This window comes from Shewanella saliphila (assembly GCF_014648295.1).
GTDB classification, from domain to species: Bacteria; Pseudomonadota; Gammaproteobacteria; order Enterobacterales; family Shewanellaceae; genus Shewanella; species Shewanella saliphila.
The window spans coordinates 31,424-55,167 of record NZ_BMQV01000017.1 but is presented as its reverse complement, the minus strand read 5'-3'; the positions used below and the strand labels follow the sequence as shown (position 1 = coordinate 55,167).

The 23,744-nt window shown below is 41.5% G+C and carries 22 protein-coding genes; 12 read left to right on the top strand and 10 right to left on the bottom strand.

Annotated elements, in window-relative coordinates; translation table 11 throughout:
- Positions 1–103 precede the first annotated feature (103 nt).
- Positions 104–1,282: a multidrug effflux MFS transporter gene (locus IEY48_RS10065; RefSeq protein ID WP_188919885.1), complete on the bottom strand. Its 1,179-nt coding sequence runs from the start codon at positions 1,280–1,282 to the stop codon at positions 104–106.
- A gap of 380 nt (positions 1,283–1,662) precedes the next feature.
- Between IEY48_RS10065 and IEY48_RS10060 the strand changes: the two genes are divergently transcribed.
- The 3 genes from IEY48_RS10060 to IEY48_RS10050 all read left to right on the top strand — a co-directional run bounded on the left by IEY48_RS10060 (position 1,663) and on the right by IEY48_RS10050 (position 5,023).
- Entirely contained in the window at positions 1,663–3,441 is a 1,779-nt protein-coding gene (locus IEY48_RS10060; RefSeq protein ID WP_188919838.1) for a SulP family inorganic anion transporter, read from the top strand.
- Positions 3,442–3,649: 208 nt separating this feature from the next.
- Complete coding sequence (locus IEY48_RS10055) at positions 3,650–4,273, top strand: 2OG-Fe(II) oxygenase (RefSeq protein WP_188919836.1); 624 nt, start codon at positions 3,650–3,652, stop codon at positions 4,271–4,273.
- 345 nt (positions 4,274–4,618) lie between these two features.
- Positions 4,619–5,023, top strand: a complete 405-nt coding sequence (locus tag IEY48_RS10050) for a hypothetical protein (protein WP_188919834.1) — start codon at positions 4,619–4,621, stop codon at positions 5,021–5,023.
- Between the two features lie 94 nt (positions 5,024–5,117).
- On the opposite strand, the gene IEY48_RS10045 is transcribed toward IEY48_RS10050, so the two are convergent.
- From IEY48_RS10045 to sbcB, 5 genes are all read right to left on the bottom strand, one after another.
- Positions 5,118–5,447 (bottom strand): YdbL family probable chaperone protein, encoded by a 330-nt coding sequence (locus IEY48_RS10045; protein ID WP_188919832.1) that lies wholly within the window; start codon positions 5,445–5,447, stop codon positions 5,118–5,120.
- A gap of 13 nt (positions 5,448–5,460) precedes the next feature.
- A complete protein-coding gene (locus IEY48_RS10040; RefSeq protein WP_373292770.1) occupies positions 5,461–5,661 on the bottom strand; it encodes a YnbE family lipoprotein in 201 nt (66 codons plus the stop codon).
- Between the two features lie 33 nt (positions 5,662–5,694).
- Positions 5,695–8,763 (bottom strand): intermembrane phospholipid transport YdbH family protein, encoded by a 3,069-nt coding sequence (locus IEY48_RS10035; RefSeq protein ID WP_444544666.1) that lies wholly within the window; start codon positions 8,761–8,763, stop codon positions 5,695–5,697.
- A gap of 288 nt (positions 8,764–9,051) precedes the next feature.
- A complete protein-coding gene (cdd, locus tag IEY48_RS10030; protein WP_188919827.1) occupies positions 9,052–9,948 on the bottom strand; it encodes a cytidine deaminase in 897 nt (298 codons plus the stop codon).
- 44 nt (positions 9,949–9,992) lie between these two features.
- Positions 9,993–11,408, bottom strand: coding sequence for an exodeoxyribonuclease I (gene sbcB / locus IEY48_RS10025; protein ID WP_188919824.1), 1,416 nt, complete (start codon positions 11,406–11,408; stop codon positions 9,993–9,995).
- A 215-nt stretch (positions 11,409–11,623) separates the two neighbouring features.
- Between sbcB and IEY48_RS10020 the strand changes: the two genes are divergently transcribed.
- The 3 genes from IEY48_RS10020 (at position 11,624) to IEY48_RS10010 (ending at position 13,743) form a co-directional block, all read left to right on the top strand.
- Entirely contained in the window at positions 11,624–12,430 is an 807-nt protein-coding gene (locus IEY48_RS10020) for a hypothetical protein (RefSeq protein ID WP_188919822.1), read from the top strand.
- 21 nt (positions 12,431–12,451) lie between these two features.
- Entirely contained in the window at positions 12,452–13,285 is an 834-nt protein-coding gene (gene rlmA, locus IEY48_RS10015) for a 23S rRNA (guanine(745)-N(1))-methyltransferase (RefSeq protein ID WP_188919819.1), read from the top strand.
- 248 nt (positions 13,286–13,533) lie between these two features.
- Positions 13,534–13,743, top strand: coding sequence for a cold-shock protein (locus IEY48_RS10010; RefSeq protein ID WP_011496716.1), 210 nt, complete (start codon positions 13,534–13,536; stop codon positions 13,741–13,743).
- A gap of 572 nt (positions 13,744–14,315) precedes the next feature.
- Here IEY48_RS10010 and IEY48_RS10005 read toward each other — a convergent pair.
- The 4 genes from IEY48_RS10005 to IEY48_RS09990 form a co-directional block, all read right to left on the bottom strand.
- Positions 14,316–15,215 carry an ABC transporter ATP-binding protein gene (locus IEY48_RS10005; protein ID WP_188919817.1) on the bottom strand — a complete coding sequence of 300 codons (900 nt, stop codon included), beginning with the start codon at positions 15,213–15,215 and terminating at the stop codon, positions 14,316–14,318.
- Positions 15,212–16,045, bottom strand: coding sequence for an ABC transporter permease (locus IEY48_RS10000; RefSeq protein ID WP_188919814.1), 834 nt, complete (start codon positions 16,043–16,045; stop codon positions 15,212–15,214). Before IEY48_RS10000 ends, IEY48_RS10005 begins: the two co-directional genes overlap by 4 nt.
- Positions 16,046–16,137: 92 nt before the next feature.
- On the bottom strand, positions 16,138–16,791 hold the full coding sequence (locus tag IEY48_RS09995) for a YceH family protein (RefSeq protein WP_188919812.1): 654 nt from the start codon (positions 16,789–16,791) through the stop codon (positions 16,138–16,140).
- Between the two features lie 118 nt (positions 16,792–16,909).
- Entirely contained in the window at positions 16,910–17,743 is an 834-nt protein-coding gene (locus tag IEY48_RS09990) for a CvfB family protein (protein WP_188919810.1), read from the bottom strand.
- A 596-nt stretch (positions 17,744–18,339) separates the two neighbouring features.
- Between IEY48_RS09990 and speA the strand changes: the two genes are divergently transcribed.
- The 6 genes from speA (at position 18,340) to IEY48_RS09960 (ending at position 23,699) form a co-directional block, all read left to right on the top strand.
- Entirely contained in the window at positions 18,340–20,250 is a 1,911-nt protein-coding gene (gene speA / locus IEY48_RS09985) for a biosynthetic arginine decarboxylase (RefSeq protein ID WP_188919808.1), read from the top strand.
- A gap of 128 nt (positions 20,251–20,378) precedes the next feature.
- Entirely contained in the window at positions 20,379–21,308 is a 930-nt protein-coding gene (locus tag IEY48_RS09980; protein ID WP_188919806.1) for an adenosylmethionine decarboxylase, read from the top strand.
- A 174-nt stretch (positions 21,309–21,482) separates the two neighbouring features.
- The gene (pdxH, locus tag IEY48_RS09975; protein WP_188919803.1) at positions 21,483–22,121 is read left to right on the top strand and encodes a pyridoxamine 5'-phosphate oxidase; all 639 of its coding nucleotides are present in this window, start codon (positions 21,483–21,485) and stop codon (positions 22,119–22,121) included.
- A gap of 29 nt (positions 22,122–22,150) precedes the next feature.
- The gene (locus tag IEY48_RS09970) at positions 22,151–22,606 is read left to right on the top strand and encodes a YaiI/YqxD family protein (protein ID WP_188919801.1); all 456 of its coding nucleotides are present in this window, start codon (positions 22,151–22,153) and stop codon (positions 22,604–22,606) included.
- Positions 22,607–22,693: 87 nt separating this feature from the next.
- Entirely contained in the window at positions 22,694–23,269 is a 576-nt protein-coding gene (locus tag IEY48_RS09965) for a YceI family protein (RefSeq protein ID WP_188919798.1), read from the top strand.
- Positions 23,270–23,348: 79 nt separating this feature from the next.
- Positions 23,349–23,699 (top strand): DUF3802 family protein, encoded by a 351-nt coding sequence (locus tag IEY48_RS09960; protein ID WP_188919796.1) that lies wholly within the window; start codon positions 23,349–23,351, stop codon positions 23,697–23,699.
- Positions 23,700–23,744: the final 45 nt, after the last annotated feature.

Here is a 23,744-nt window from a genome sequence, read left to right as displayed (position 1 = left end):
GTGATTTTTAAATTTCTATAGTAGGGCGATTTATCACCACATCAAAAACAATCAGGCCATCAATATAGAGGGCCTGATTGTATATTTTAGGTGTTTTTACAGCTTAAGGTTGTGCCTCGATACTGGGTGTTTTCGGCAGTCGAGACTGTAAAAACTGACACACACCGACCAACAGTATTGAACTAAGCATCAGCATTGAAAAGGGCACAGCACTGCCATCATAAAAGTAGGCTAGTAATGGCCCTGCGGTTGCACCAAAGCCAAAACGCAAGGTGCCGATTACCGCTGTAGCGGTACCAGTTTCTTGTTTAAATTTTAATAATACGATGGCATCGGCGTTAACAGACATGACCCCAAGTGACCCCATTAAGGGGATAAGCATCAACACGGTAAAGTGATAACTCAAACCCAATAGGTTAACCAACAATAAACCACAAGCGGCGAGGGAGCCAAAAAACGTGGCAACATGGAGCATTCGTTTAGAACCATAACGCTCCACAATTCGTGAGTTAACAATATTGGCGAGCATTAATGCGCCCACGTTTGTGCTAAATAATATGGCAAATAATGATTTGTCTAAGTTAAACACTTCCATATAAATAAACGGCGAAGCAGTCAAGTAACAGAAAAAAGCGAATGAGGTTAATACTCCACTTGTGATGTTGAGCTTGACGCCGCTGCGTGAAAATACCGTGTAATAAGCCCGAAAAAAAGATTTTTGACTGCGACTATCGGCATCTTTATCACTGGGCATTTTTAATTTAAACAGCACGAGTGCTAATAAGGTAATGGCGTAACAACTTTGGCTTAAAAAGATCAGGTGCCAGTCACCAATTTCCATAATTAAGCTACCGAGGGTGGGAGCTAACAATGGCGCTAACATCATAATTAGGCTGACATAAGACATCCCTTTAGCGGTGTTATCACCATAAACTTCTTTGATATAGCCGGGCACCACAACCGTCGCCGCAGCGCCAATAAATGCCTGGGCAAATCGCAACAGCAAAAACTGTTCAATACTGCCACTTAAGGCAATAAGTAAACTGATTAGGGTAAAACCTGAAAGTCCAAAAATAACTAAAGGGCGGCGGCCAATTTTGTCGGCTAACGGCCCAAAGGTCAGCATGCCAACGGCATAACCTGCTAGGTAAATACTTAATGATTGCTGCACCGTGGTGATGCTGGTGTCAAACCCTAGTGCCAGCACTGACATTGCCGGTAAATACATATCGATTGCTAAAGGGGTGATAGCCACAATCGCTGCCAGCATGGGGATTAACATTGCCAAATTAGGAATACCTGCTGCGGTTGATGATGTTGATTTTACCGGCGTTGCCACATAAACCTCGTGTACTTAATTAGACTTGAGCGACTCATTGCTCAAAAGAGCGCATAGTTTAGCATGTATTAATAGATCGGTTGTCGATGTATTTGTTAAGGAGTTTTACAAAACAAGCTAGCGACAGTTAGCCTCGGTTTTATGCAACATTTGTACTTTTCATTTCTACCTAATACAGCTTTGTTTTACTGTTTTCGTTATGACCTCCAAAGAGGATATCTTTGGCGTTTTTTATCGTTCGGACAAACAAATATTTAACCATAAGTCGTTACTTTTTATGTCGTAATTAATTTGAATTAACACTATGATGGCTATCAAAGTTAATGGGGGGAGTCGCTGTGTTTCTGAGTCGATTGTATTCGTTTATGCCTGGTTTAGAGACCTTTTCTCGCTATGAGCGAAGTTGGCTCAAAGATGATATTACCGCAGCGTTATCTGTGGCCGCCGTTGCGCTACCTGTGGCCATTGCTTATGCGCAGCTAACGGGAGTTAATGCAGCGGTTGGTTTGTATTCTTGCGTGTTACCCATGCTGGTGTATGCGTTATTTGGTACATCAAGACAACTTATTGTTGGCCCTGATGCCGCCACCTGTGCGGTGATTGCCGCCGTTGTGACCCCACTTGCTGCGGGCGACAGCTTAATGCATTGGCAGTTAGTCATGACCATGACGGTGATGACGGGCTTTTGGTGTTTAATTGCCAGTCGATTTAAATTAGGTGTACTGGCAGATTTTCTCTCCAAACCGATTTTGATGGGCTTATTAAACGGGGTGGCCGTGACCATTATTGTTGGCCAGTTCTCAAAAATATTTGGTTTTACCTTTGATGAAAAATACTTACTAGAACGTTTAGGTGGCGCGCCGAGTTACTTATCACAAACCCACATTCCCACGTTGTTGATGGCAGTATTAACCGTGATGGTTTACTTTGTGATGAAGCGCCTTAAACCCACCTGGCCAGCGTCAATGTTTGCTATTGCTGTTGGGGCGTTGTTGGTGTGGGGATTTAAACTCACAGAGTACGATATCGCTGTAATTGGCTCTGTGGCTGGCGGTTTACCTTCATTTCAAGCGCCTGTATTTAATATTGGTATTGCCCGTGAACTGGTGATGCCTGCACTGAACTTAGCGATGGTGAGCTTTGTGAGTATGATGCTCACAGCGCGCAGTTTTGCCGCTAAAAATGGCTACGACATTGACGCGGATAAAGAGTTTAAAGCGTTAGGCCTCGCCAATATTGCCTCGGCACTGTCGCAAGGTTTTGCGGTCAGTGGTGCAGACTCTCGTACTGCGGTTAATGATTCGAACGGCGGTAAAACCCAATTGGTGTCGGTTATAGCAGCAGTGCTAATAGCCATAGTGGCGGTTTTTTTAACTGCGCCACTTGAATATATTCCCAGCGCAGCCTTAGGGGTTGTGCTGGTTATCGCCTCTATTCACCTTATCGATTTTAAAGCGATTTGGGTGTTGCGCCTGCGAGATCGTCAAGCATTTTACTTAGCGCTGACAACACTGTTTGCGGTGTTATTTATTGGGGTTATCCCGGGGATTACACTTGCGGTATTACTTGGCTTATTTCAATTTTTACGCACGGTAATGCGGCCAACCGATCAGGTATTAGGGCTAGACGTAAAAGGGATTATTCGCAGTATTGATGGCAGCGACAAAGCGGTTGCGGTACCTGGTGTGTTTATTTATCGGTTTAATTCGCCGTTAACTTATTTTAATTCGACCTACTTTAAACGCAGATTACTTGAACGCTTTGCGCGCCAAAATCAACTTGACCCCGTCGACTGCGTAATCATTGATGCAGTGCCGTGTTTTACTCATTTAGATTTGAGTGTCATGGCGATGTTGACCGACATTGAAGCATTGCTGCGTAAACGCGGCGTGAGCTTAGTGTTGGCTGGCAGAAAACGTCAGTTGATTAGTTGGTTTGAACAAGCTGATATGGTGTCGGGAGATGATGGTATTACCATTCGCTCAGATTTATATTTGGCGTTAAAGTTACATCAAAGTCATTTGGCCGCCACAGCAGAATCAACAGAGAGTAATGACAGTGCAGATGATAAACAGTCAATCTTGATCCATAGTCAAATTTAACGCGTCGCAATTAACTGTAAGCTATTGATTTTAATTTGTTTTAATAATTGTTGTCTAGGGCGGTTTTATTCTATAGAATCGCCCGAAATAACTGAGGTATGGCAATCATACCTTTTAATGACGCCCCCTCGAAAATCTGGCTCTTAACTTCCTTTCTGAGCCCTTAAGTAAAGTAAAAAGCGTAGTCTCCCTGTTGGATGTGGCATGTATGGTTTCGCAAGTAAGTGAAGCAATGCTGGATGTGATCGCAGATGCGTTAGTCGATAAAGGATACATTCTTTTATCTGACATCATTCCTGATTATGTAAGCTTAGCTTTGCTTGAAAAAATGCAAGCTGAGCAAGATATTAAGTTTAAAAAAGCCGCCATTGGTCGAGGTGTTGAACAACAAATCAACACTGATATTCGCTCGGATAAAATTAGTTGGTTAGATAATCAAGATCATACCGACCGTGAGTATTTATCGGTTATGAATCAGCTTAAAGATGGCTTAAATCGTCGTTTATTCATGGGGTTATTTGACTTTGAAAGTCATTATGCTGTGTATGAACATGGCGCGTTTTATAAAAAACATGTTGATGCCTTGCACGGCAGTCAAAACCGTATTTTGTCGACCGTGTTTTTTCTCAATCCTGATTGGCAAGAATGTGACGGTGGCGAGCTGGTGATCTATGACGAGCTTGACCAACCTTTAGATGTGGTTAGTCCTAAAATGGGTACCCTGGTACTGTTTTTAAGCGAGCGCTTTCCTCATGAAGTGCGTCCAACGTTTAAAACCCGTAATAGTATTGCGGGTTGGTTTAGGGTCAGTAATGCTAACCATGGTTTCTAGTCTCAAGACTATGATTTATAACTAAACACAGATAATGTTTTGACATTCGTTATCTGTGTTTAATAACACTTTCTTTTTAGCGCTATAAATCCCCAATCCTGCTATAAACGGCAACCATTGCCACGTTCTCTTACAATAAATGCGACTGTTTGGTGTAAGTGATACTTTTCAATTAAGTCACTATTGATATACGATAATGTGATACGTATCGTGTTTATCACCGGTTTGTGCTGCGGGAGTTCAAATTTTATAAACCGTAGCAGAGACCTAACGAGTTTGATTGTTTAGGTACTGGCGAACGAAACGCTAACAAAACAAACTATTTTACATAAGGAAGACAATAGAATGTTCAAACCAGCAATGTGGATTTTGGCTTCATCATTTGTGTGTTTCAGCGCGGCGTCATTTGCAGAAGATGCAGCCGAAAAAGCCTTTACTAATGAATTGATTGAATGTGCTGCGTATTACCAAATTAGCTCTGAAGCCATTGGCGCCATGAATGCTCCGCAAATGAAGGCGGTAGGCGAGCGTTTAAAGACCTCAGCAAGCGATGCGCAAACACTTGCCAGCAAATATCGCGGCGCTGAACAAGTTGAAAAAGATGTGGCTGCAGCTAAGCAGGCGCAAGTGAATAAGTTAGCGGGTTCGAATAACCTTCGTGGTTTAATGGCTGAGTATAAAGACTCGTGTAAGACTTTAGTTGCTGATCCGCAAAAACGTTTAGATTACTGGACAATGGCAACAATGTAATATCGCACCAATATCATATTGGCATTGCCTAACAATATTGATGGTACTTCCATCAATGGTGATAGCGCCGTAAGCGAAAACCGTTAATTGAGGCTTACTTAGTTAACCATTCTCCTTGCGGCGTTTGTATTATATGGCCTGTGTCTGCTGCGGCTATGGCTTTTTGTGCTGCAAGTGTAGCGACCGTATCAAGGGTTATATGATTACGATTAGCTATGGCTTGGTAATATTGTTTGCGTTTAGCATTGACTGATAACACCAACTGTTGTGTGGCTGGCGTATCTACCACCACGCCTAAATAGCCATTAGTTTGTTCACCTACCCATCCTGATGATTTAGCCTGTTGTAATGTCACAGCCCAAGCATTTGAGCACCACAGAATGCTGGTGGCAAGAAGGGTCACGATAACGAATGAAGATTTCATTATGTTTCTCCGCCTAAAATAACTCATCGTTTTCAATCAAGGTGTCTAACTCTTTATCGACTTTGATTTTAATTTCATGTTCTATTTTGACATTGAGATTAATGACAATCGGCTTGTCAGGTGGCTCAATTTTTACCGTTGGGGTACACGCTGACATCACCAACGAGGCAAGCAGGGTACTGATACTAACAACGTAGAGCGACGAATGTTTCACGAGAGTTATCCTTTTGATTTTATTTGGCTTATGTTACTGAACTTTGGTTTCAATTTTGTTTTGCAATTGGTTGCCAATCTGAGTGCTTTTATATAATTGGATCAGGTTTTCCTGGTGGTCATAATTCAGGTGAACCGGGCGCTCGATATCACGACTTTTGCCTTTAACCCCTACATAAATAGAGGCGTCTCCATTTGGTGTCATATCAAAGGTGCTGGCTAATTCAGTGTAGTTAAGGTGTTCCAGTGCTGTAAACACCAATTCTAAATAAGGTTGTGATAGGGCTAATTGATCCATCGCAGGGTTGCCGGCCACTTCAATTAAGCCCCCTGGCGAGCGTGCAGCCAATTTGCCGCCAGCAATCGTGACCTGTCCATCCAAAATCTCTGCCGGTAGTACCCCATCAAATATGCCACTGGCTTTTACGCCCACTTGAGGTTGTTCTTCTAACAATGTGGCCAAACTTAGCCCTTGCAGTAACATATAGCCGTGCGATTTTTCGTGCAGTTTTAGCACAAACTCAGGTAATAAAAAGCGTCCATCTAGCATGTCTCCGCTGGCCGTTAGACTGACATTGGTTTCACTTAATCCGGTAAATTGTTGCAACCAGTTGGTCGGCACTTTGTTACCGTCTTTATTTAACTCAATATTGGCGTTCATGTTGAGGTTAGTGAGCAAAATACCAACATTGGCTTTTTCTACACTGATAGCGGTTTGCGGACACATTAATTTGCTTTGGGCAAAATGCTGCTCAGCTAATGGGGTACCGGGTTTGTCATATTGCTGCTGCCAGTTAAATTGGCATTGAGCAAAAACATCACCACCGATAAACGATTTGTCTGCTAAGCGACCGCTTAATGATGACAACTGTTGTTGAATTTTCATTTCGAACTGGCTGGCATTATTCAGTTCACTTAAGGCAAACCCAGCGATTAAACGACTGTGGCCGTGTAGGCTAAAGTTTGTTGGCAATGGTTGGACTTTTCTCAGGGTAGCAAGTGCGGTGTCGATATCTGAATCAAATGTCCATTGCCCCGCGAGCGACAACGGGCTTTTTTCATCAGCGAATTTCAGTAAATGATAGCTGCTCAGGGCCAGGGTATCTAATTGCCATTGTTCGCTGCCAACGAGCAAGCCCTTTGATAAATTGAGTGCTTGATTGACTGTAACTTTATTGAGTGCGACAAGTGGTTGTTTTCGGCTTTTACCAATTTGTTTGGCGGCATCGAGTTGGTTTATTTTCCAGGTGACATTATTGGTCGCAGGGGATTGCAACCACCGCTGCAGTGCTTGCGCTGCGGTTTCTTGGTCATTAACGGACAATAAGGTTGGTTGTTCAACCTCAATACTGGCATTTTTGGCTGTTGCATAAGTGGTAACCGATTTGACACCTGTTTGATTGACGAGTTGCTGGCCTATAAATTCACGGGCCACCAGTGAGAAAGGCGCCAAATTAATTTCAATATTTTGCTGCAAGTTTATTGTCGAACTCTGGCCAAGGCTAAGCGTTAAATGAGCTAATTGTACGCCGATATTTTTTTGAATTTTATGAGTGCTTTTGTCGCCTTGTTGATCAGAATAAATGATTTTATCAATGGCGAGCGTAGAGCTGGGGTTAATGCTGATAGCAATGCTGTCGGTTTGGGGCGTATTCATTTCACCGTTTAAGTTGAGCGCTGCGTTTTCGAGGCTAAATTGTTCGATTCCAAGTTCGGGCATCCAAGTTGTTAAGTCAAATGTAGGGGTGTTGTTATCGATTTTTGTCGAGTTTAATTCAACATTCCATTCAAACTGACTGCGCCATTGCAGGTCGGTATTTGCTTGCAAATGATGCAATGTGAGTAAGCTTTGTAAATGATGCCCATCAAGTGCTAAACGCACTTTGGGAATGCTCACTAACGTCGAGATAGCGTTATTATTCAATGGTAAACGCACTTCAATGGGCTCTGGCACAGTAATGGATAATTGTGGCTGTTTATTGGTAGGGGACAGCTGCGCCAATACATTGCGTATTTGCGTTTTAGTTGATGTGTCTGTTACCAGTAAATCAATAAATTGCTCAAAATCTGCTTTATTGGGCGCTAACTGATATTCAAAAGGCGCAAGGTTGAGTGTTAATCCTAAAAATGTTGAGGGTTCAGCTTGGGCATCATTTGCAGCAAAAGGATTGCTAACAGGATATTGGTCCATGTTGAGCATAAAATTGATGGGATTTTTTGGAGCGAAATAGACACTTGGCCAACGTGCTGAACGTAATGAAAAGTCACTAATTGATTGTTGGCTACTAAGCGTTGCACTGACTAAATCAAGAGTGGTATGAGTGCGCCATTGTCCCTCAATGGTTAATTGTTGCTCGTTAATCGGCTGTAAAATAGCTGACAATTGCGAGTGCAACCCTTTTAATAAATTAGGGTTACTGTTCGGCTCATTTTGCGGTGAGCTAAATTGAGTGTCATTGAGCACATTTAAATATTGCTGCAAAGACTCAAGCCCCTGGTAACTCAGGCCTAAATCTACTTGAGTATCAAACTCCCATGTTCGTTTGCCTAAGGTGGCATTGACACTGAACAGCGGATAATCATCAAAGCGCCATAAGGTATCGAGTTCACCGGCTTTGGACAAGGTTAAGTTATCCATAGTTAAACGGTGTTTCGTTGCTTGGTTATCATTTAAGGCGGGTAATCTAATGTCTATTTGTCCTAAGTTTACAGTAGGTAACTTAGTGAGGTTTAATGACATTGTTGCCGGGGACTCTTCGGTTTGCTGCGATTGGCGAATAAAAAAGCTTTCACCTAAATCAACATACACGCTTTGGGTGTCAATGCTGACAATGTCGTCGGCATTGAACTGTTGATTTCTTAGCATTTGAATACTGTCACGCAGTTCAAGATTAAACTCTTGAACGGCAATATGGCTGTCTTCAATTTTCAGAATAAGCCTTGGAATACGGATATGATTTAATGAGACATATTCAGCATCAAAGTTAAGCACTTCAATGTGGTTATCGGCCAGTAAATTATTGAGTAGTTTAACGGTAAGGGGGTTGGCGTGTTCGATTATTGCCCACACTAGACCTACTGTGCATAACAGTATAAAAACCATAATCCGTTTGATGGTGAATATGCGCAATAGTGACTCGCTTTTTGCCGCTGTAACAATATTAAAAATGGCTAAGTATTGATGAGCTTAGCATGTTAATACTGTGATTGATGAAACCCATAAAAGATAATTAATTAGGCTTAATGTAAAGATGGTTTCTATTATGACTTGGCTCTGCACTTAGGTTCCGCACTTAGGCACTGACGAGGTCTATAACCTGTGTGATACGATCCTTTCAAAAACCAATAAAAAAGGCGCAATTAAGCGCCTTTTAGGTATATTGCGAATATATTAAGCTGGCATAGGTTCAACAACAATATGCTCTAATTCGACCGCGGCAATGGTGTGCAATGCATCCATCGTTGCGCCCACTAAGCTAATTTTACCCTCAGATGATTCAATCAATACTGCTCGTTTAATTTCGCTGTATTGACGGTTGTGTCTAATCAAATTCGACAACGCCATTTGCATCGGTTGCATTGATGGGTTAAATGCAGCGTTTTCTGCATAACGGCCACAGAAGGTTGCTCCATCTGTAGTTTCAAGCACGACGGCGGCATTGGTATTGGTGTATGGTGCGTAGCTTAATCCCATTTGGTCTAGTGCTTCGATGATCATTGGGTCATCAGAGTTTAGGCTAAATTCTTTTTCACGTTTGCACAGTAGTGGCATGGTGACATTTAAGTCAGCAGGACTGAATCCATAAGGTAAGTAATAAGATAAAGTATGAGTTTCTTGCTGTGGCAGATGGATTTTAATGTTACTGCCGTTGAACAATTCATTCATAAATTGACGACAGTGGCCACACGGGCTGTAATTAACAATAATATCTACAATTTCTGTTTCGCCGCTCAACCATGCATGACTAATGGCGCTTTGTTCAGCGTGAACACTGTGAAATAACGCTTCACCGGGTAACTCAAGGTTGGCCCCCATATATAAGTCGCCGCTTTTACCTTTGGCGATTGCACCGACATAAAATTCACTAATTGGAGGATTGGCTAGTGCTGCAGCTATAGGCAATAGATCCATTAACACTTGCTCTTCTTTTTTACCACTGGCTTCTACAAGCATTGCAAATTGATTGGCATCAATATGACCACAAAATTGGTCATGTAATAATGGTGCTAACGCGGTAGCTAATGGTTTGTCTAGCATTGTTATGCTGTCTAAAAATCGATTTTGCATTCCCTTAATCCTTAAATGAAATAACTGGGCAAAGTGATGATTCACTATAATGACTGTAAGTATTGATATAGGGCTTTGAGTAACTTTTGTTTGTGTTCATTCTCGCTGGTTTCTTCGACCAAGTTTTCGAGATTAATCACATAATCGGCATCCGATAAGCGTTGGTGGCAAAACTCACGCCAACGGCGGCTTTCATTGTCGGATAATGTTTCCGGGTAATTACGTGCCCGAAAACGAAAGAGCATTTCATTAATCCGAGGGTCATCAAATTGCAGGTCCAAGGCGGCTAAGTTGCGCGGTTCGGTGTGGCATATGATGTCCATTTTTGTTTTATCTGCATGACTAAAAAATCCACCACTGTACAACATAAGATCTGGATCGGTTATTGGTTTACGATCTGATTCTAATTCAAATACTTGGTTAAGTTTTTCTCGTATTTCTGGGTGGTTTTTTAAGCGTTTATATTGCTCGCGAGCAAAGTCTTTATCAAACTGTAATTTTGTGGCTACCTCATCGTCAAGTAATTTTGCAGATCCAATGAAAGGGCATTTATTTAAATGGATTTGTTTGAGCGGAATGGCCAGTTCATTTTCGGCTAATTCATGGCGAGGTGTATACATGCGGTCGCTGATTTCTTGAGCGGTTAACTCAAGCAGCGGTGAGATGTCCATTGCTAAATTGATGCAAATAACGGCGTTTTTGTTGGTCGGGTGGTAAGCCACAGGCGCAATTAAGGTTGTACACCCCTGTGCCGCGCTAATTTTTGAGCTGACGTGCACTAATGGTTGCATTTTTAATACATCAATATGATCTGCTACCGCTTGTTTACGACGTAAATTGAAATAATAGTCATATAATTTAGGCTGCTTTTCTTTGATAAGCTTCGCCATGGCGATGGTGGCGTACACATCTGACATCGCGTCATGGGCTTTTTCATGACTTAAGCCATTGGCTTGCGTTAACAGCTCTAACTTAAAGCTAGGCGTACCATCTTCTTTTAAAGGCCAATTAATTCCTTCTGGTCTAAAGGCGTAACAGGCTCTGACTAAATCGATAATGTCCCAGCGAGAATTGCCGTTTTGCCATTCCCGGCCGTAAGGGTCAATAAAGTTACGATAAAAACCATATCGGCTGACTTCATCATCAAAACGTAATGAGTTATAGCCGACAACACAAGTGTTAGGTTGGCTAAATAAGTTGTTGATGCGGCGCATAAACTCGGCTTCAGGTACGCCTTTCATATTGGCCAGTTGCGGGGTGATGCCAGTAATTAAAATAGCTTCAGGTGACGGCAGGTAATCTGGGGCCTGTTTACAGTAAAACGTTTCGGGCTCACCAATAATATTTAATGCTAAATCGGTACGGATCCCTGCAAATTGTGACGGTCGGTCTTTTGCTGGGTTTGCGCCAAAGGTTTCATAATCGTGCCAGAATAGTGTTGGTTGAATTGCATTAGCCATAATAAGTTAAGATCCTTTTCGCGATTATCTGCATATTAACATTTATGCGCATCAAATTGATAATGACGTTAACGTTTAAAACTTTCACTATGAACTTAATAGCGTTGCTAGTTACAATTTAGTCACTAACAAGTAAGATAATTCATATAATAAGTGATACAGCTAATCTAAGTAAGACATCTAATATAAGTGGTATAGATATAAAAGGATATTGAATGCATCAACATATATTTACTCAACCTATTGTCAGTGAAATTAAGCAACCTACGTTATTAACGCTGCGGTTGTTAGACTCGGTGAGTGATTTGTTGGTGTTGTCAGCAATGAGTAACCCGTTAATTGAGTTTGTCATTAGTCAAGTTAATACAACTGAGGCCACCTTCATTGTGCGACATCAGCCTTTTATTAGCTTAGTTTACGAGCATTGCCAAGCCGTCGCTGAAAAATATGATCAAGTCAGATTGATAGGTCAAGGTTCACGTTTATATCCAATGATGGGTATTGCACCAAGAGTGTGTATCGATCAATTAAGAAATGGCTTAACCCTAAATATTCAGGCAGACCAAAGCGTTTATTTTAGCCTGGAGAAAAATGCACGATTTGAATTAATATCCCTTGAACAAGACTTACGTATTTTAAGCGAGCCTCACGCGCTGGTGATGGCAAAAGCAATATTAGGGCGTAAGTTTGACTATGATGAACCGTCTTCAATGTTGGCGGTTCATATTAGTGAATTAGAACAAGTGCGCCGAGATTTACGGGAGTATTTAAAAGGGGAGTCGGGCAAAATTCATCCAGGCGTGTCGACAGAACTATTAAAACTCGACCATTTACTGCAAAATAAACATCAATGGTTGTTCAGAACTTATCATCAATCATTAGAGCGCCCAAGCTTGGGTCGTTCGTCAAACGAGCAAATGTCTAATATTGAACAATTGCAGCGTAAACTTGATTGTTTTGAATTACTCGCGCCCCAAGATGTATCAGACATGGTCAATAAACTGTCTGATGACGAAATTTAAAATCTTATTTAGAGTCTCCCCATGCCTTATATTTGCCCCATTTGTTCTGCGCCGTTAACACTAAACGATAAAAGTTGGGCATGCCCCAAACGTCATCAGTTTGATTGTGCCAAAGAAGGGTATGTTAATTTATTGCCGGTACAAAAGAAAAAAACCAAAGACCCTGGCGACAATAAAGAGATGATGATTGCCCGTCGTGAATTTCTGAATAAAGGGTTTTATCAACCGCTAAGTGACAAGGTTAATCAATTAGCGGTTGATTACGCTGCTAATGTTGAAACGATATTGGACATTGGTTGTGGTGAAGGGTATTACAGCCATCGTTTGTTTGAAACACTTCATCAATCAATGCCAAAGCCGTGCGCGCTTTATGGCTTAGATATTTCTAAATCTGCTATTCGTTCTGCAGCAAAACGTTATGCTGATTTACACTTTTGTGTGGCAAGTGTGTTTGAAATGCCATTTGCTGATGACAGTATCGATTTAGCCATTCGTATTTATGCCCCGTCAAAAGTAGAAGAGCTACAACGGGTTATGAAACCCGGTAGTATATTAATTACTGTATCACCAGGGCCTATGCATCACTTTGCATTAAAACAAAAAATTTATAGTAGCCCGCGGTTACATCCGCAAGAATCATTGTTCTTAGAAGGCTTTAATTACCTTGCGCATGAGGCGTTAACTTACCCGCTTACCTTGACTCAAGCTGATGATATTGAACACTTCCTTAATATGACGCCATACGCCTGGAAGTTAAGTGATATGCAAAAGCGGCAAATAATAGAGCAAGGGCTCGAATGTGAGATCGATTTTAAAATTGAAATTCATCAACGCGAACAATCGTTGGCTGATTAAATGATGCAAATAACTATTTGATGCTCAAAGATAAACCGAATTGTTGATTCGTCAAAAAAATCTGAGCTATGACTTGATGTTTGTTGACTTATTCTGAGAATGGTTTATAGTCTACTTAGCTTGAAGGTTGGGCTTATATTTATGTGTTTCAATACGACCAGTTTCGTCCTGTGAACATAAGTAATACCGGCATTTTCCAGCTTTACCGCCGTTAAGGCTTTAATTATATATTTTACAGGATTTATATCATGTCTCAAGTTACTGGTGTTGTTAAGTGGTTCAACTCTGACAAAGGTTTCGGATTTATTGAGCAAGAGTCTGGTCCAGACGTATTTGTTCACTTCCGTGCTATCAACTCTGACGGTTTCAAAACTCTTGACGAAGGTCAGAAAGTATCTTTCACTGTGACTCAAGGTCAGAAAGGTCCTCAAGCTGAAAACGTTTCAGTAGTTGGCTAATATTTCTATCTAGTTTCGACTAGATATTGATAATAAGACTGTAGCATTTATGCTGCAGTTTTTTTTTGCAAATTTAACATGACCTAGTACAAACGCTATCTTCAACACCTGCTTCTAAACGAGATAAACTGCTTCTACTCCAGCTTCTACTTATGTTTCGATTTCATCCTCGTCTACATTTTTACAATTCAGAAGTCTTAGCTTCAATATCCAGAGAGATATTTCAGCACAGGTACTTTAATACTCTATTTGAACGCACCCGCTAACTTCGACATTCCATTTAAGTATTCCTTTTAAGTAATTTATTTTAGCGCACTATTTTATCGCCATGCTTTAAAGTGCAAACACCTTAATACATGGAGAATACTCGGATTTGTTCATCACTTTTAAAACCAACCTATACCTCAAGCCTGGTGTTGGTTCGTTTGTCAGTCAATTCAATTTATTGCAGAACATCGTCACGTTAACGGCTGGATAGAACTTGAGTCATAATAAAAGTCCGTAGCCCGTAGCCCATAGCCCATAACAAAGCCCGTGTTAACGGGCTTCAGGTGCTGACATAGCGCAATGGCTTATGAGAAGAGGGTTTCTTCCAGTGTTCTACCTTTGAGTATAGCTTTGTATTGCCATTGTTTTTCTGCTAATAAGCTGAGGATTTGTTGTTCAAGTTCAAAAGCACTTTGTTTTTGATACTCAATAACATATTGCTCATCACCACTGCGTTTAACTTCAATGACCTGAGCTAATCCGAGTAATTGTTGATGTAAGCTCTCCATATCACACACTTGCATCGTCAATGTAATAAAGTCAGTTGCCTGGCTGGCTTTAATTGAAACCGATTGTTGTAGCTTCCCTTGTTCAAGATACACCACCTGATCACACAGTTTTTCAAGTTCATCTAAATTATGCGAGCTAATTAAAAAAGTTGTGTCATTTGATAAATCTTTAACGATTTGGCGTATCTTTTTCGCATTGGCAGGATCGAGCCCTGCGGTAGGCTCATCGAGTAATATAATGGTCGGTGAACCAATTAACGCTTGGGCTATCGATACTCTTTTACTCATGCCATGGCTAAGGCTTTTAGGTTTTGCTTGCGCTGACTCAGCTAAATCGACTAGCGCTAATACACGTAATGCTTCTTGCTTGGCATCGGCTTGACTGAAGCCCTGCAACGTTGCAAAAAATTGTAGCTGTGATGCTATGGTAAAATGAGGGTCAAGTTCTGCATCTTGCGGTAGGGCTGATAACACCCCTTGAAGCGCTTTACTGCCTGGAGCATGGCCAAGGATCGTCACATTGCCTTGGGTTGGCTGAATATAACCGCAGAGTAAGCTAAACAGTGTCGTTTTACCCGCACCATTTGGGCCTACTAACGCAATAGGTGCACCCGCATCTAAGCTTAGATTCACATTGTCGAGCGCTAATTTATTAGGATAATGTTTCGATAGGTTATTGCATTGAATTAGGCTCATAGGGCACTCCGTTTCATCAATAAATTACCCAAACCTAAAATGACGACTGTTTGCAGTAAGGGAATTGGCGTGTAAGCCAGTGACCCAAAGCCCTGAGTATTTATCATACTTGAAATTTGAGAACCCGGTAAAATCATGTTCAACCCACTCAGTTGCGGGAATTTGAAATTAATTAACCCGATAATAATTGAGACTAACGCCCAAAGAATAATCGCAAAAATACTCGCTTGTCTTGCTGAGTTTGCATGTAATGACAAGAGTGCCATTGCAGCGGTGTAGGGTAATACCACAATAAAAAGATTAACCATTACCAGCAGGCTAGTGGTGAGTGACGGTACTAACAAACTCATATCGCGAGTGAGCACCATGGCGATAGTGGCCAGCAAAGTCAGTATAATTAACGACAATTGGATTAGCATTTGCCCGGCAAAACGGCCAAAGAAAAGACTGCTTCGGCTCACTCGCAAGGTTAAAAAACGCAAACTTCCGCGTTGCTTGTCTGAACTGAACTGATCTGCGGCGATAAAGATACTAAACATAGGAAATAAATATAAGGCAGCGAGCCAGAACACGGCAAACTCTGCAACAGGCCATTCAAATAAATGCTGCAAACTGTCTGGTCCAAATAGTGCTTCGGTAAAGCCTCTAAAATTAGGCCCCATAATAAATTCAGAGGCACTTTTGATTGGATAAAGTAATAAAATCGCCCAAATAAGCATAAAAGCGATAAGGGCGACCATGCCACTTTTATTGGTAAAGCGCTTGCTGAGTTCGTATTTGGCCAATAACCAAATATGAGACAGCCCCGACGGGGGCGAAACGTGGTGCATAGTAATAATCCTTGGATAAACTGCACTAATGTAGATAGCAGAGGCGATGCTCGTATCGCTACCAGTCTGAGTTTACAGTGGTGTTCAATGGGTTAGTCGAGTAACGTTTCTAACCGAGCCATTTTTTGCTCTAGTGCGTCAACTCTCTCAGTTAATTCTGCGATGCGATTTTCTTGGGCCAAACTGTGTTGCGTTTGGGCTGAGACTTGAATGCTGTCACTACTGTTGACCAGGTGCTCGTCAATATTACCGCTAAAACATTCTAAAAAACGGCAATCCCGTTTATTTGGCTCACGAGCTAACTGGACAACAAGCGGCGTTTCACGTTGGCTTAAGCCCAACAATGATGCCTCTACTTGGCTTACGTCGCTAAACTCATGTAAACGAGGTGTGCGAGTTTTGAGTTCGCCAGGTGTTTGTGGGCCACGTAAAAGTAATACACAAATGATCGCAACTTCAGCACTGCTGAGTTGTAATTCACTAAATTCGGTATTACAAAAACGGTGTTTGTATTTAACAACGCGACTGCCAAACCCTGTTTGCTCACTGATTAAGCGTTTTTTAGTTAGGTCATCAATGAGAGCTTGTACTTCGGATTCATTTAATGACATTACAGGTTCGCGGCTACTTTTTTGATTGCAGGCGAGGGTTAACGAATTAAGTGACAGAGGGTATTGGTCGGGGGTGGTGAGTTCTTTTTCGAGTAAGCAACCGATAACGCGGGCTTCTAATGACGTCAATTCCATACACTGTCCTTATAAAAAATCGATGTAATACTTGTTGTTATTTTTGCGTAGGCTGAAGGATAAATAATATGATGAGTGGCTAAAGACCCACTCATCATGTTTATGTGACGATATCGATTTACATGGTTAGACGAATACCATCGCTGTCGATACTGATGTCACCTGCTTTAAATAAACCGCCAATTGATTTTTTAAAGGCTTTTTTGCTCATGCCCAATTGGTCATAAATGATGTCGGCATCGGTTTTATCATGCAAAGGTAAAAAACCGTCAGCGCTTCGCAGCTTGTTGATAATGAGGCGAGCGTTTTTGTCTAAATCTTCTTTGCCGCTTTTTTGTAAAACCAAATCAATTTTGCCATCACTGCGCATGGTTTTAATAAACCCGGTTAACTTTTGGCCAAAGCGAAGCTTTTGGAAAACTTCATTAGTGTAAATAACACCCCAATGTGCGTTGTTAATAATGGCTTTGTAACCTAAATCGGTGGTTCCACCGATGATTAAGTTAACTTGTTCGCCAGGGGTGTAGTGAGCTTCAGTTTTGTCGACAAATTTATCCACTTTAGATGACGCCATAATGCGTTCATCGGCATGGTTTGCATGGACATAAACTAAATAAGAACGGCCTTCTTCTGCGGGTTTGTGTTGTTCACCAAAAGGCAGCAGTAAATCTTTGTCTAAGCCCCAGTCTAAAAATGCGCCGTATGGGCCGGTGGCCACTACTTTTAGGTAAGCAAACTCGCCCACTTGCGCCAGAGCTTTTTGGGTAGTTGCAATCACAATGTCTTCAGAGTCGAGATAAAGAAACACATCGACCATATCACCGACATTACAACCGGTAGGGACAAATTTATTAGGAAGTAAGACCTGTCCTAGCTCTTGAGCATTTAAGTAAACTCCAAAGTTCACTTGCTTAACCACTTCTAATGAATAACGTTTACCGATTTGTATCATGAATGACTCTACTTAATAAAAAATGAAAAGGTGTTTTCAATCGGTTAATTATACACGTAAATCAACACTAAGTTGTGTCATTTACCGTGAGTTGAAATTGATTTATTCGCTCAGTGCGTTATTGAACTTGGCTGAGGGTAAAAAATCAGGTTTTTTGCTGTAATTAATGGGTAATTTACTTGCATTACACTGCATTGCAGGTTTTAATTGCGCCGATTTTAGCAAGTCGGTTTAACCTTGATAAAGTGATCTTATTTTTGCTTTAAGCAGTAAAACACTTGTGACAAAAATTGAGTGATGTTGGACCGGCAATATTTGCAAGCCATGCAGATGTGTGACTAAGATGTGTTATGCCTTTAGTTAAAGCACCATCAGGCTAACAAGTGGTGTTGCTTCTATAAAATCTGATGGTTGTGAGCATTAAACTTAACCCTTCAGAGAGCTTAATGCGTCAGAATACAACGCCAATGAATACGTGCCAATAGCACAAAACATGGCAACTTATACCAGCGATAGCGCTAAGTCGTTATCTGGATGTTAACAAGCAGTCTCATAAAAAGTGCTGCTTAACTTTGATACAAATACGGAAAATAATTATGTCTGATTGGTCTATCGAAGATGCTCGCGCGGGTTATAACGTGACTCACTGGAGCCAAGGCTTTTACGGTATTCGTGAAGATGGCGAAGTCACAGTGTCACCCGATCCACAAAACCCTGATCATAAAGTCGGTTTAAATGAATTGGCTAGAGATATGGTTAAAGCGGGCGTTTCGTTACCGGTACTGGTTCGTTTCCCACAGATTTTACACCACAGAGTGGAAAGTTTATGTGAAGCCTTTAATGATGCGATTACTAAATACGAATATCAAAATGATTATTTGTTAGTTTATCCGATTAAAGTTAACCAACAACAAACCGTTGTTGAAGAGATTTTGGCGAGCCAAAAATCCAAAGAAGTACCGCAATTAGGCCTTGAAGCGGGCAGTAAGCCAGAATTAATGGCAGTATTAGCCATGGCTCAAAAAGCCAGTTCTGTGATCGTGTGTAATGGTTATAAAGACAAAGAATACGTGCGCTTAGCCTTAATCGGCGAGAAGTTAGGCCATAAAGTTTACATCGTACTTGAAAAGATGTCTGAGCTTAAAATGGTATTGGCAGAAGCTGAGAAACTTGGCGTGACACCTCGTTTAGGTTTACGGGTACGTTTAGCTTTCCAAGGCAAAGGTAAATGGCAAGCAAGTGGTGGCGAAAAGTCTAAATTTGGTTTGTCTGCTGCCCAAGTATTAAAAGTGGTTGAGCAATTACAACAAGCTAACATGCTTGAGTCATTACAGTTATTGCACTTTCATTTAGGCTCACAAATTGCCAACATTCGCGATATTCGCCAGGGTGTGGGTGAGGCAGGGCGTTTTTACTGTGAGCTACGCCAACTCGGCGCTAAAATTGAATGTTTTGACGTTGGCGGTGGTTTAGCGGTCGATTATGATGGCACTCGTAGTCAAAGCAATAACTCAATGAACTATGGTTTAAATGAGTATGCTAACAATATCGTTAATGTGTTAACCGATTTATGTAATGAATACGAGCAGCCAATGCCACGTATTATTTCGGAATCTGGTCGTCATTTAACTGCACATCACGCGGTATTGATTACCGATGTTATTGGCACTGAAGCGTACATGCCTGAAGTGATTGAAGCACCAGCGGACGATGCGCCGCAACTGTTGCATAACATGTGGCAGTCGTGGGAAGAAATCAGTGGCGGACACGACCAACGTGCCATTATTGAAATTTATCACGATACCCAAAGCGATATCGCTGAAGCGCATTCTTTATTTGCGGTAGGTCAATTTAGCTTGGCACACCGTGCTTGGGCTGAACAAGCTCACTTACGTGTTTGTCACGAAGTGAAAGGCTTACTGAGCAATAATAACCGCTATCATCGTCCAATTATTGACGAATTGAACGAAAAACTAGCTGATAAGTTCTTTGTTAACTTTTCATTGTTCCAGTCATTACCTGATGCCTGGGGTATTGACCAGGTGTTCCCTGTGTTGCCGTTATCGGGTTTAGATAAAGCACCAGAGCGCCGTGCTGTCATGCTTGATATTACCTGTGACTCAGACGGTATTGTTGACCAATACGTAGATGGTCAAGGTATTGAAACCACACTACCTGTGCCAGCATGGAGCGCAGAAAGCCCATATCTAATCGGCTTCTTCATGGTCGGTGCGTACCAGGAAATCCTGGGTGATATGCATAACTTATTCGGTGACACTAACTCAGCCGTTGTTCGTCTTGATCAAGACGGCGCGGCAAATATTGAGTCAGTGTTACAAGGCGATACTGTTGCAGACGTATTACGTTATGTTAACTTAGACGCTGAAGAGTTCATGCGCACTTTTGAAGAACTAGTGACTCAACATATTGTTGAGGATGAACGCGCCAGTATTTTAGAAGAGTTACAAGTCGGCCTTGACGGTTACACTTACTTAGAAGATTTCTAAAGGTAAGCGTAAAATAAACAGCGACAGATGAGAGGCTTAGTTATGTATAATAACTAAGCCTTTATTTATTGCTAAGGCTTACTTTATGATATGAACGATATAACGTTGTTTGAGGGTTAACCACACTGATGTTTTTTGAAGGTTCCGAAAAAAAAATTGAGCTTATAACCGCATCGACTCATGGTTCATTGCGTGCACTTGGTTCTGATTTTTGGACTCAAATAGTCAGCCTCGCCAAAGCGGATATTATCTCGGTTATTCATAATCAACATTGCGATGCGTATTTATTAAGCGAGTCGAGTTTGTTTGTCTGGGATAACCGCATCGTCATGCTAACGTGCGGTTTGTCGACCTTGATAGACAGCTTATTGGCCATGCTCGAACATATCGGTGTCGACCACGTGGCGTTTGTGAGTTATCAACGTAAAAATGAATATTTAGCGCATTTGCAAGTCTCAACGTTTGCCGATGACATTGCCCGCTTGCGTCAATATATACCCGGTACAGCGTGTCGAATTGGTCACTTAGACAGTCATCATCATTTTATTTTTACCAGTGACACACCTTACTTATTAACCGTGCAAGATAACACCAGCGAACTATTGATGTACCACATTAGCGGGCCAGTCGCCGAGTATTTAACCTCAACTGAACAAACAGTAGAGCAAATTTGCGCATTATTAGGCTTAAGCAAATTGTTTGAGGGGTTTGACTACGATGCCCACTTGTTTACTCCGTTAGGGTTTTCAGTTAACGGCATAAAAGATGAGCACTATTTTACCATTCACATTACCCCGCAAGAGCAGAGCTCTTATGTCAGTGTTGAAACCAATGTCGATGTTAACTCACCTGACAATCCCATTGCTTCGCAATTATTAGCTTTATTACAGCCAATTAGTTGGGACACTATCGGATTTAATGCACCAGTGATTGCATCAGCTAAGCCTAAAAATATATGCCTAGCCCATTGTTCCTACCCGATTGAGCCAGATTATCATGTCCACTTTGGCCATTTTCAGCAGCTTGACTCAGAAGTACTGAGCCCAGAATTTATGTAACTGCTCAGGTACAATTTGATACCTTAAAATGTTACACCTTTGAGTCGCAGGTAAAGCCTTAATAAAAAAGTCGTTGATATAACCTTTTAAATGATAAAGCCAACGTTTAGGCGTTGGCTTTTTTGTGTATGCTCAGCGTAAAATAGTGTGAGTAAGCATAAACAAGGAAGCGCAATGAGTGATTTAAGTGATATTCGCCGAGAGTACACCCAAGGTGGCTTAAGACGTGGTGATTTACCTGCTAATCCAATGGATTTATTTGAAAAATGGATGCAGCAAGCTAAAGATGCGCAACTAACCGATCCAACGGCTATGTGTGTCGCAACGGTTGATGAGCAAGGGCAGCCTTTTCAGCGCATTGTGTTGCTCAAGCGTTTTGACGATAACGGCTTTGTGTTTTTTACCAACCTTGAAAGCCGCAAAGCCAAGCAAATTGGTGTGAATAACAAAATCAGTTTGTTGTTTCCCTGGCATCCATTAGAGCGTCAAGTTGCCGTCATCGGTGAGGCTGAACCTCTATCGATGTTAGATGTGGCTAAATACTTTATGAGCCGACCTAAAGATAGCCAAATCGCTGCATGGGTATCAAAACAGTCGAGTAAAATTTCAGCGCGCCAAGCGTTAGAAGGTAAGTTTGCTGAAATGAAGGCTAAATATGCTCAAGGCGAAGTGCCTTTACCTAAATTTTGGGGCGGTTATTTAGTGCGTCCAAGCAGTATTGAATTTTGGCAAGGTGGTGAACATCGCCTGCATGACAGATTTATGTACAGTAAAACGGATAGCGATTGGCAAATAGATCGTTTAGCACCTTAATCTGTGTTAATAAATGGGAGCAATATCGCGTGATAAGCAATAAAATTTGGGTCGATGCTGATGCCTGCCCAAATGCCGTAAAAGACATGTTGTTTCGTGCCTCAGAACGTAAGTCGATTCAATTAGTATTGGTGGCTAATCAATTGATTAAAGTGCCGATTTCTCCGTTGATTTCGATGATTAGAGTGAGCTCGGGCTTTGATGAAGCCGACAATTATATCGTTGAGCAAGTGGACTCGGGTGATTTGGTTATTACTGCCGATATTCCATTGGCGGCAGAGGCCGTTGAAAAAGGCGCGTTGGTGTTAAACCCAAGAGGGACTGTGTACACCACAGAAAACATCAAACAAACCTTGACCATGCGCGATTTTATGGAAGAAATGCGCAGCAGTGGGGTTCACACCGGTGGCCCTAATAGTTTTTCTCAGGCAGACAAGCACGCGTTTGCGCAGGCATTAGATAAATGGCTCGCGAAAGTAAAATAACGGTTTTTACCTAATTGATAAAAGACTTATCTATACTCAAGTTGTATTGTTTCATAACGTGTTAATTTTAATTAAAAGGAGTCAACAATGAAAATCGCATTACCTTTGTTCGCAGCTGGGTTGTTAAGTTTTCAAGCCATGGCAGGCGATTGGCAGGTTAACCAAGATCACTCGCGCGTTAGCTTTATCTCGGTAAAGAAAAACGACATTGCTGAAGTGCACCATTTTAAGCAAGTTGCGGGCTCATTGACCGAAGCGGGAGCTTTTGCGTTATCGATAGATTTAAATTCGGTTGATACAGGCATTAAAATTCGTGACGACCGCATGCAAACGGTGTTGTTTGAAATAGCACAATTTCCGCAGTTGAAAGTGAATGCCGTGATTAATCCTCAGTTATTGATGGGAATGAAAGTCGGTGACACCTTAACCACAAAAATTGATGCCACTGTTGAGTTACATGGTAAAAAACAGCAAAAAAGCGTTGAAGTGCTTGTGGCTAAATTATCTGATGACAAATTAGTTGTCAGCAGCTTTGCCCCTTTATTGGTTCAAGCTGACGAGTTTAATTTAGTGACAGGTGTTGAAAAGTTAAGAGAAATCGCTGGTTTGCCAAGCATCAGCTTAGCGGTGCCAGTATCGTTTGTGCTAACCTTAGCCCAATAATTGAACACTATGGGCAATGGCTTTTGGTTATGTAAACCTAAGCCATTGCCCATTAAATAATCGTAAAAAAGGTGAAAAAATGGTTACCGATAAAGACGGATACATGCATTTAATTCAGTATTTAACTGAACATTTAGGCTTGTTTGAAGCGCCTGAACAGAATGCGGCCGCGACGGAGACCGTAATGGAATTATTTGAAGAGCAATTATCTGCACAAATTATTATGGTGTGTGGTCAAAACCCACAATTGTCATTTGCGCAGCGTAATATGGTGATCCGTGAAATCGACGCGATTGTGTACGATTTAGAGGAGATTTTAGCGTCAGTGGCCAACCAACAGGCCACGCCTGAACAAAGTATTTTTATTACTGAGTTTTCAGGGTTAATTAAAAATTTATTCGATCAAGAAATCGCTCATTTATTAGCTTAACTGCACAGTAAGCTTGGTTGTTTTAGGCGTGGTTGTTTTTGGAAT

Bases quoted from the DNA above. Each gene is read 5' to 3' on its own strand.
- IEY48_RS10065 (WP_188919885.1), bottom strand. From the start codon at position 1,282: ATGTTAATCCCCATGCTGGCAGCGATTGTGGCTATCACCCCTTTAGCA.
- IEY48_RS10060 (WP_188919838.1), top strand. From the start codon at position 1,663: ATGGGGGGAGTCGCTGTGTTTCTGAGTCGATTGTATTCGTTTATGCCT.
- IEY48_RS10055 (WP_188919836.1), top strand. From the start codon at position 3,650: ATGGTTTCGCAAGTAAGTGAAGCAATGCTGGATGTGATCGCAGATGCG.
- IEY48_RS10050 (WP_188919834.1), top strand. From the start codon at position 4,619: ATGTTCAAACCAGCAATGTGGATTTTGGCTTCATCATTTGTGTGTTTC.
- IEY48_RS10045 (WP_188919832.1), bottom strand. From the start codon at position 5,447: ATGAAATCTTCATTCGTTATCGTGACCCTTCTTGCCACCAGCATTCTG.
- IEY48_RS10035 (WP_444544666.1), bottom strand. From the start codon at position 8,763: ATGGTTTTTATACTGTTATGCACAGTAGGTCTAGTGTGGGCAATAATC.
- cdd (WP_188919827.1), bottom strand. From the start codon at position 9,948: ATGCAAAATCGATTTTTAGACAGCATAACAATGCTAGACAAACCATTA.
- sbcB (WP_188919824.1), bottom strand. From the start codon at position 11,408: ATGGCTAATGCAATTCAACCAACACTATTCTGGCACGATTATGAAACC.
- IEY48_RS10020 (WP_188919822.1), top strand. From the start codon at position 11,624: ATGCATCAACATATATTTACTCAACCTATTGTCAGTGAAATTAAGCAA.
- rlmA (WP_188919819.1), top strand. From the start codon at position 12,452: ATGCCTTATATTTGCCCCATTTGTTCTGCGCCGTTAACACTAAACGAT.
- IEY48_RS10010 (WP_011496716.1), top strand. From the start codon at position 13,534: ATGTCTCAAGTTACTGGTGTTGTTAAGTGGTTCAACTCTGACAAAGGT.
- IEY48_RS10005 (WP_188919817.1), bottom strand. From the start codon at position 15,215: ATGAGCCTAATTCAATGCAATAACCTATCGAAACATTATCCTAATAAA.
- IEY48_RS10000 (WP_188919814.1), bottom strand. From the start codon at position 16,045: ATGCACCACGTTTCGCCCCCGTCGGGGCTGTCTCATATTTGGTTATTG.
- IEY48_RS09995 (WP_188919812.1), bottom strand. From the start codon at position 16,791: ATGGAATTGACGTCATTAGAAGCCCGCGTTATCGGTTGCTTACTCGAA.
- IEY48_RS09990 (WP_188919810.1), bottom strand. From the start codon at position 17,743: ATGATACAAATCGGTAAACGTTATTCATTAGAAGTGGTTAAGCAAGTG.
- speA (WP_188919808.1), top strand. From the start codon at position 18,340: ATGTCTGATTGGTCTATCGAAGATGCTCGCGCGGGTTATAACGTGACT.
- IEY48_RS09980 (WP_188919806.1), top strand. From the start codon at position 20,379: ATGTTTTTTGAAGGTTCCGAAAAAAAAATTGAGCTTATAACCGCATCG.
- pdxH (WP_188919803.1), top strand. From the start codon at position 21,483: ATGAGTGATTTAAGTGATATTCGCCGAGAGTACACCCAAGGTGGCTTA.
- IEY48_RS09965 (WP_188919798.1), top strand. From the start codon at position 22,694: ATGAAAATCGCATTACCTTTGTTCGCAGCTGGGTTGTTAAGTTTTCAA.
- IEY48_RS09960 (WP_188919796.1), top strand. From the start codon at position 23,349: ATGGTTACCGATAAAGACGGATACATGCATTTAATTCAGTATTTAACT.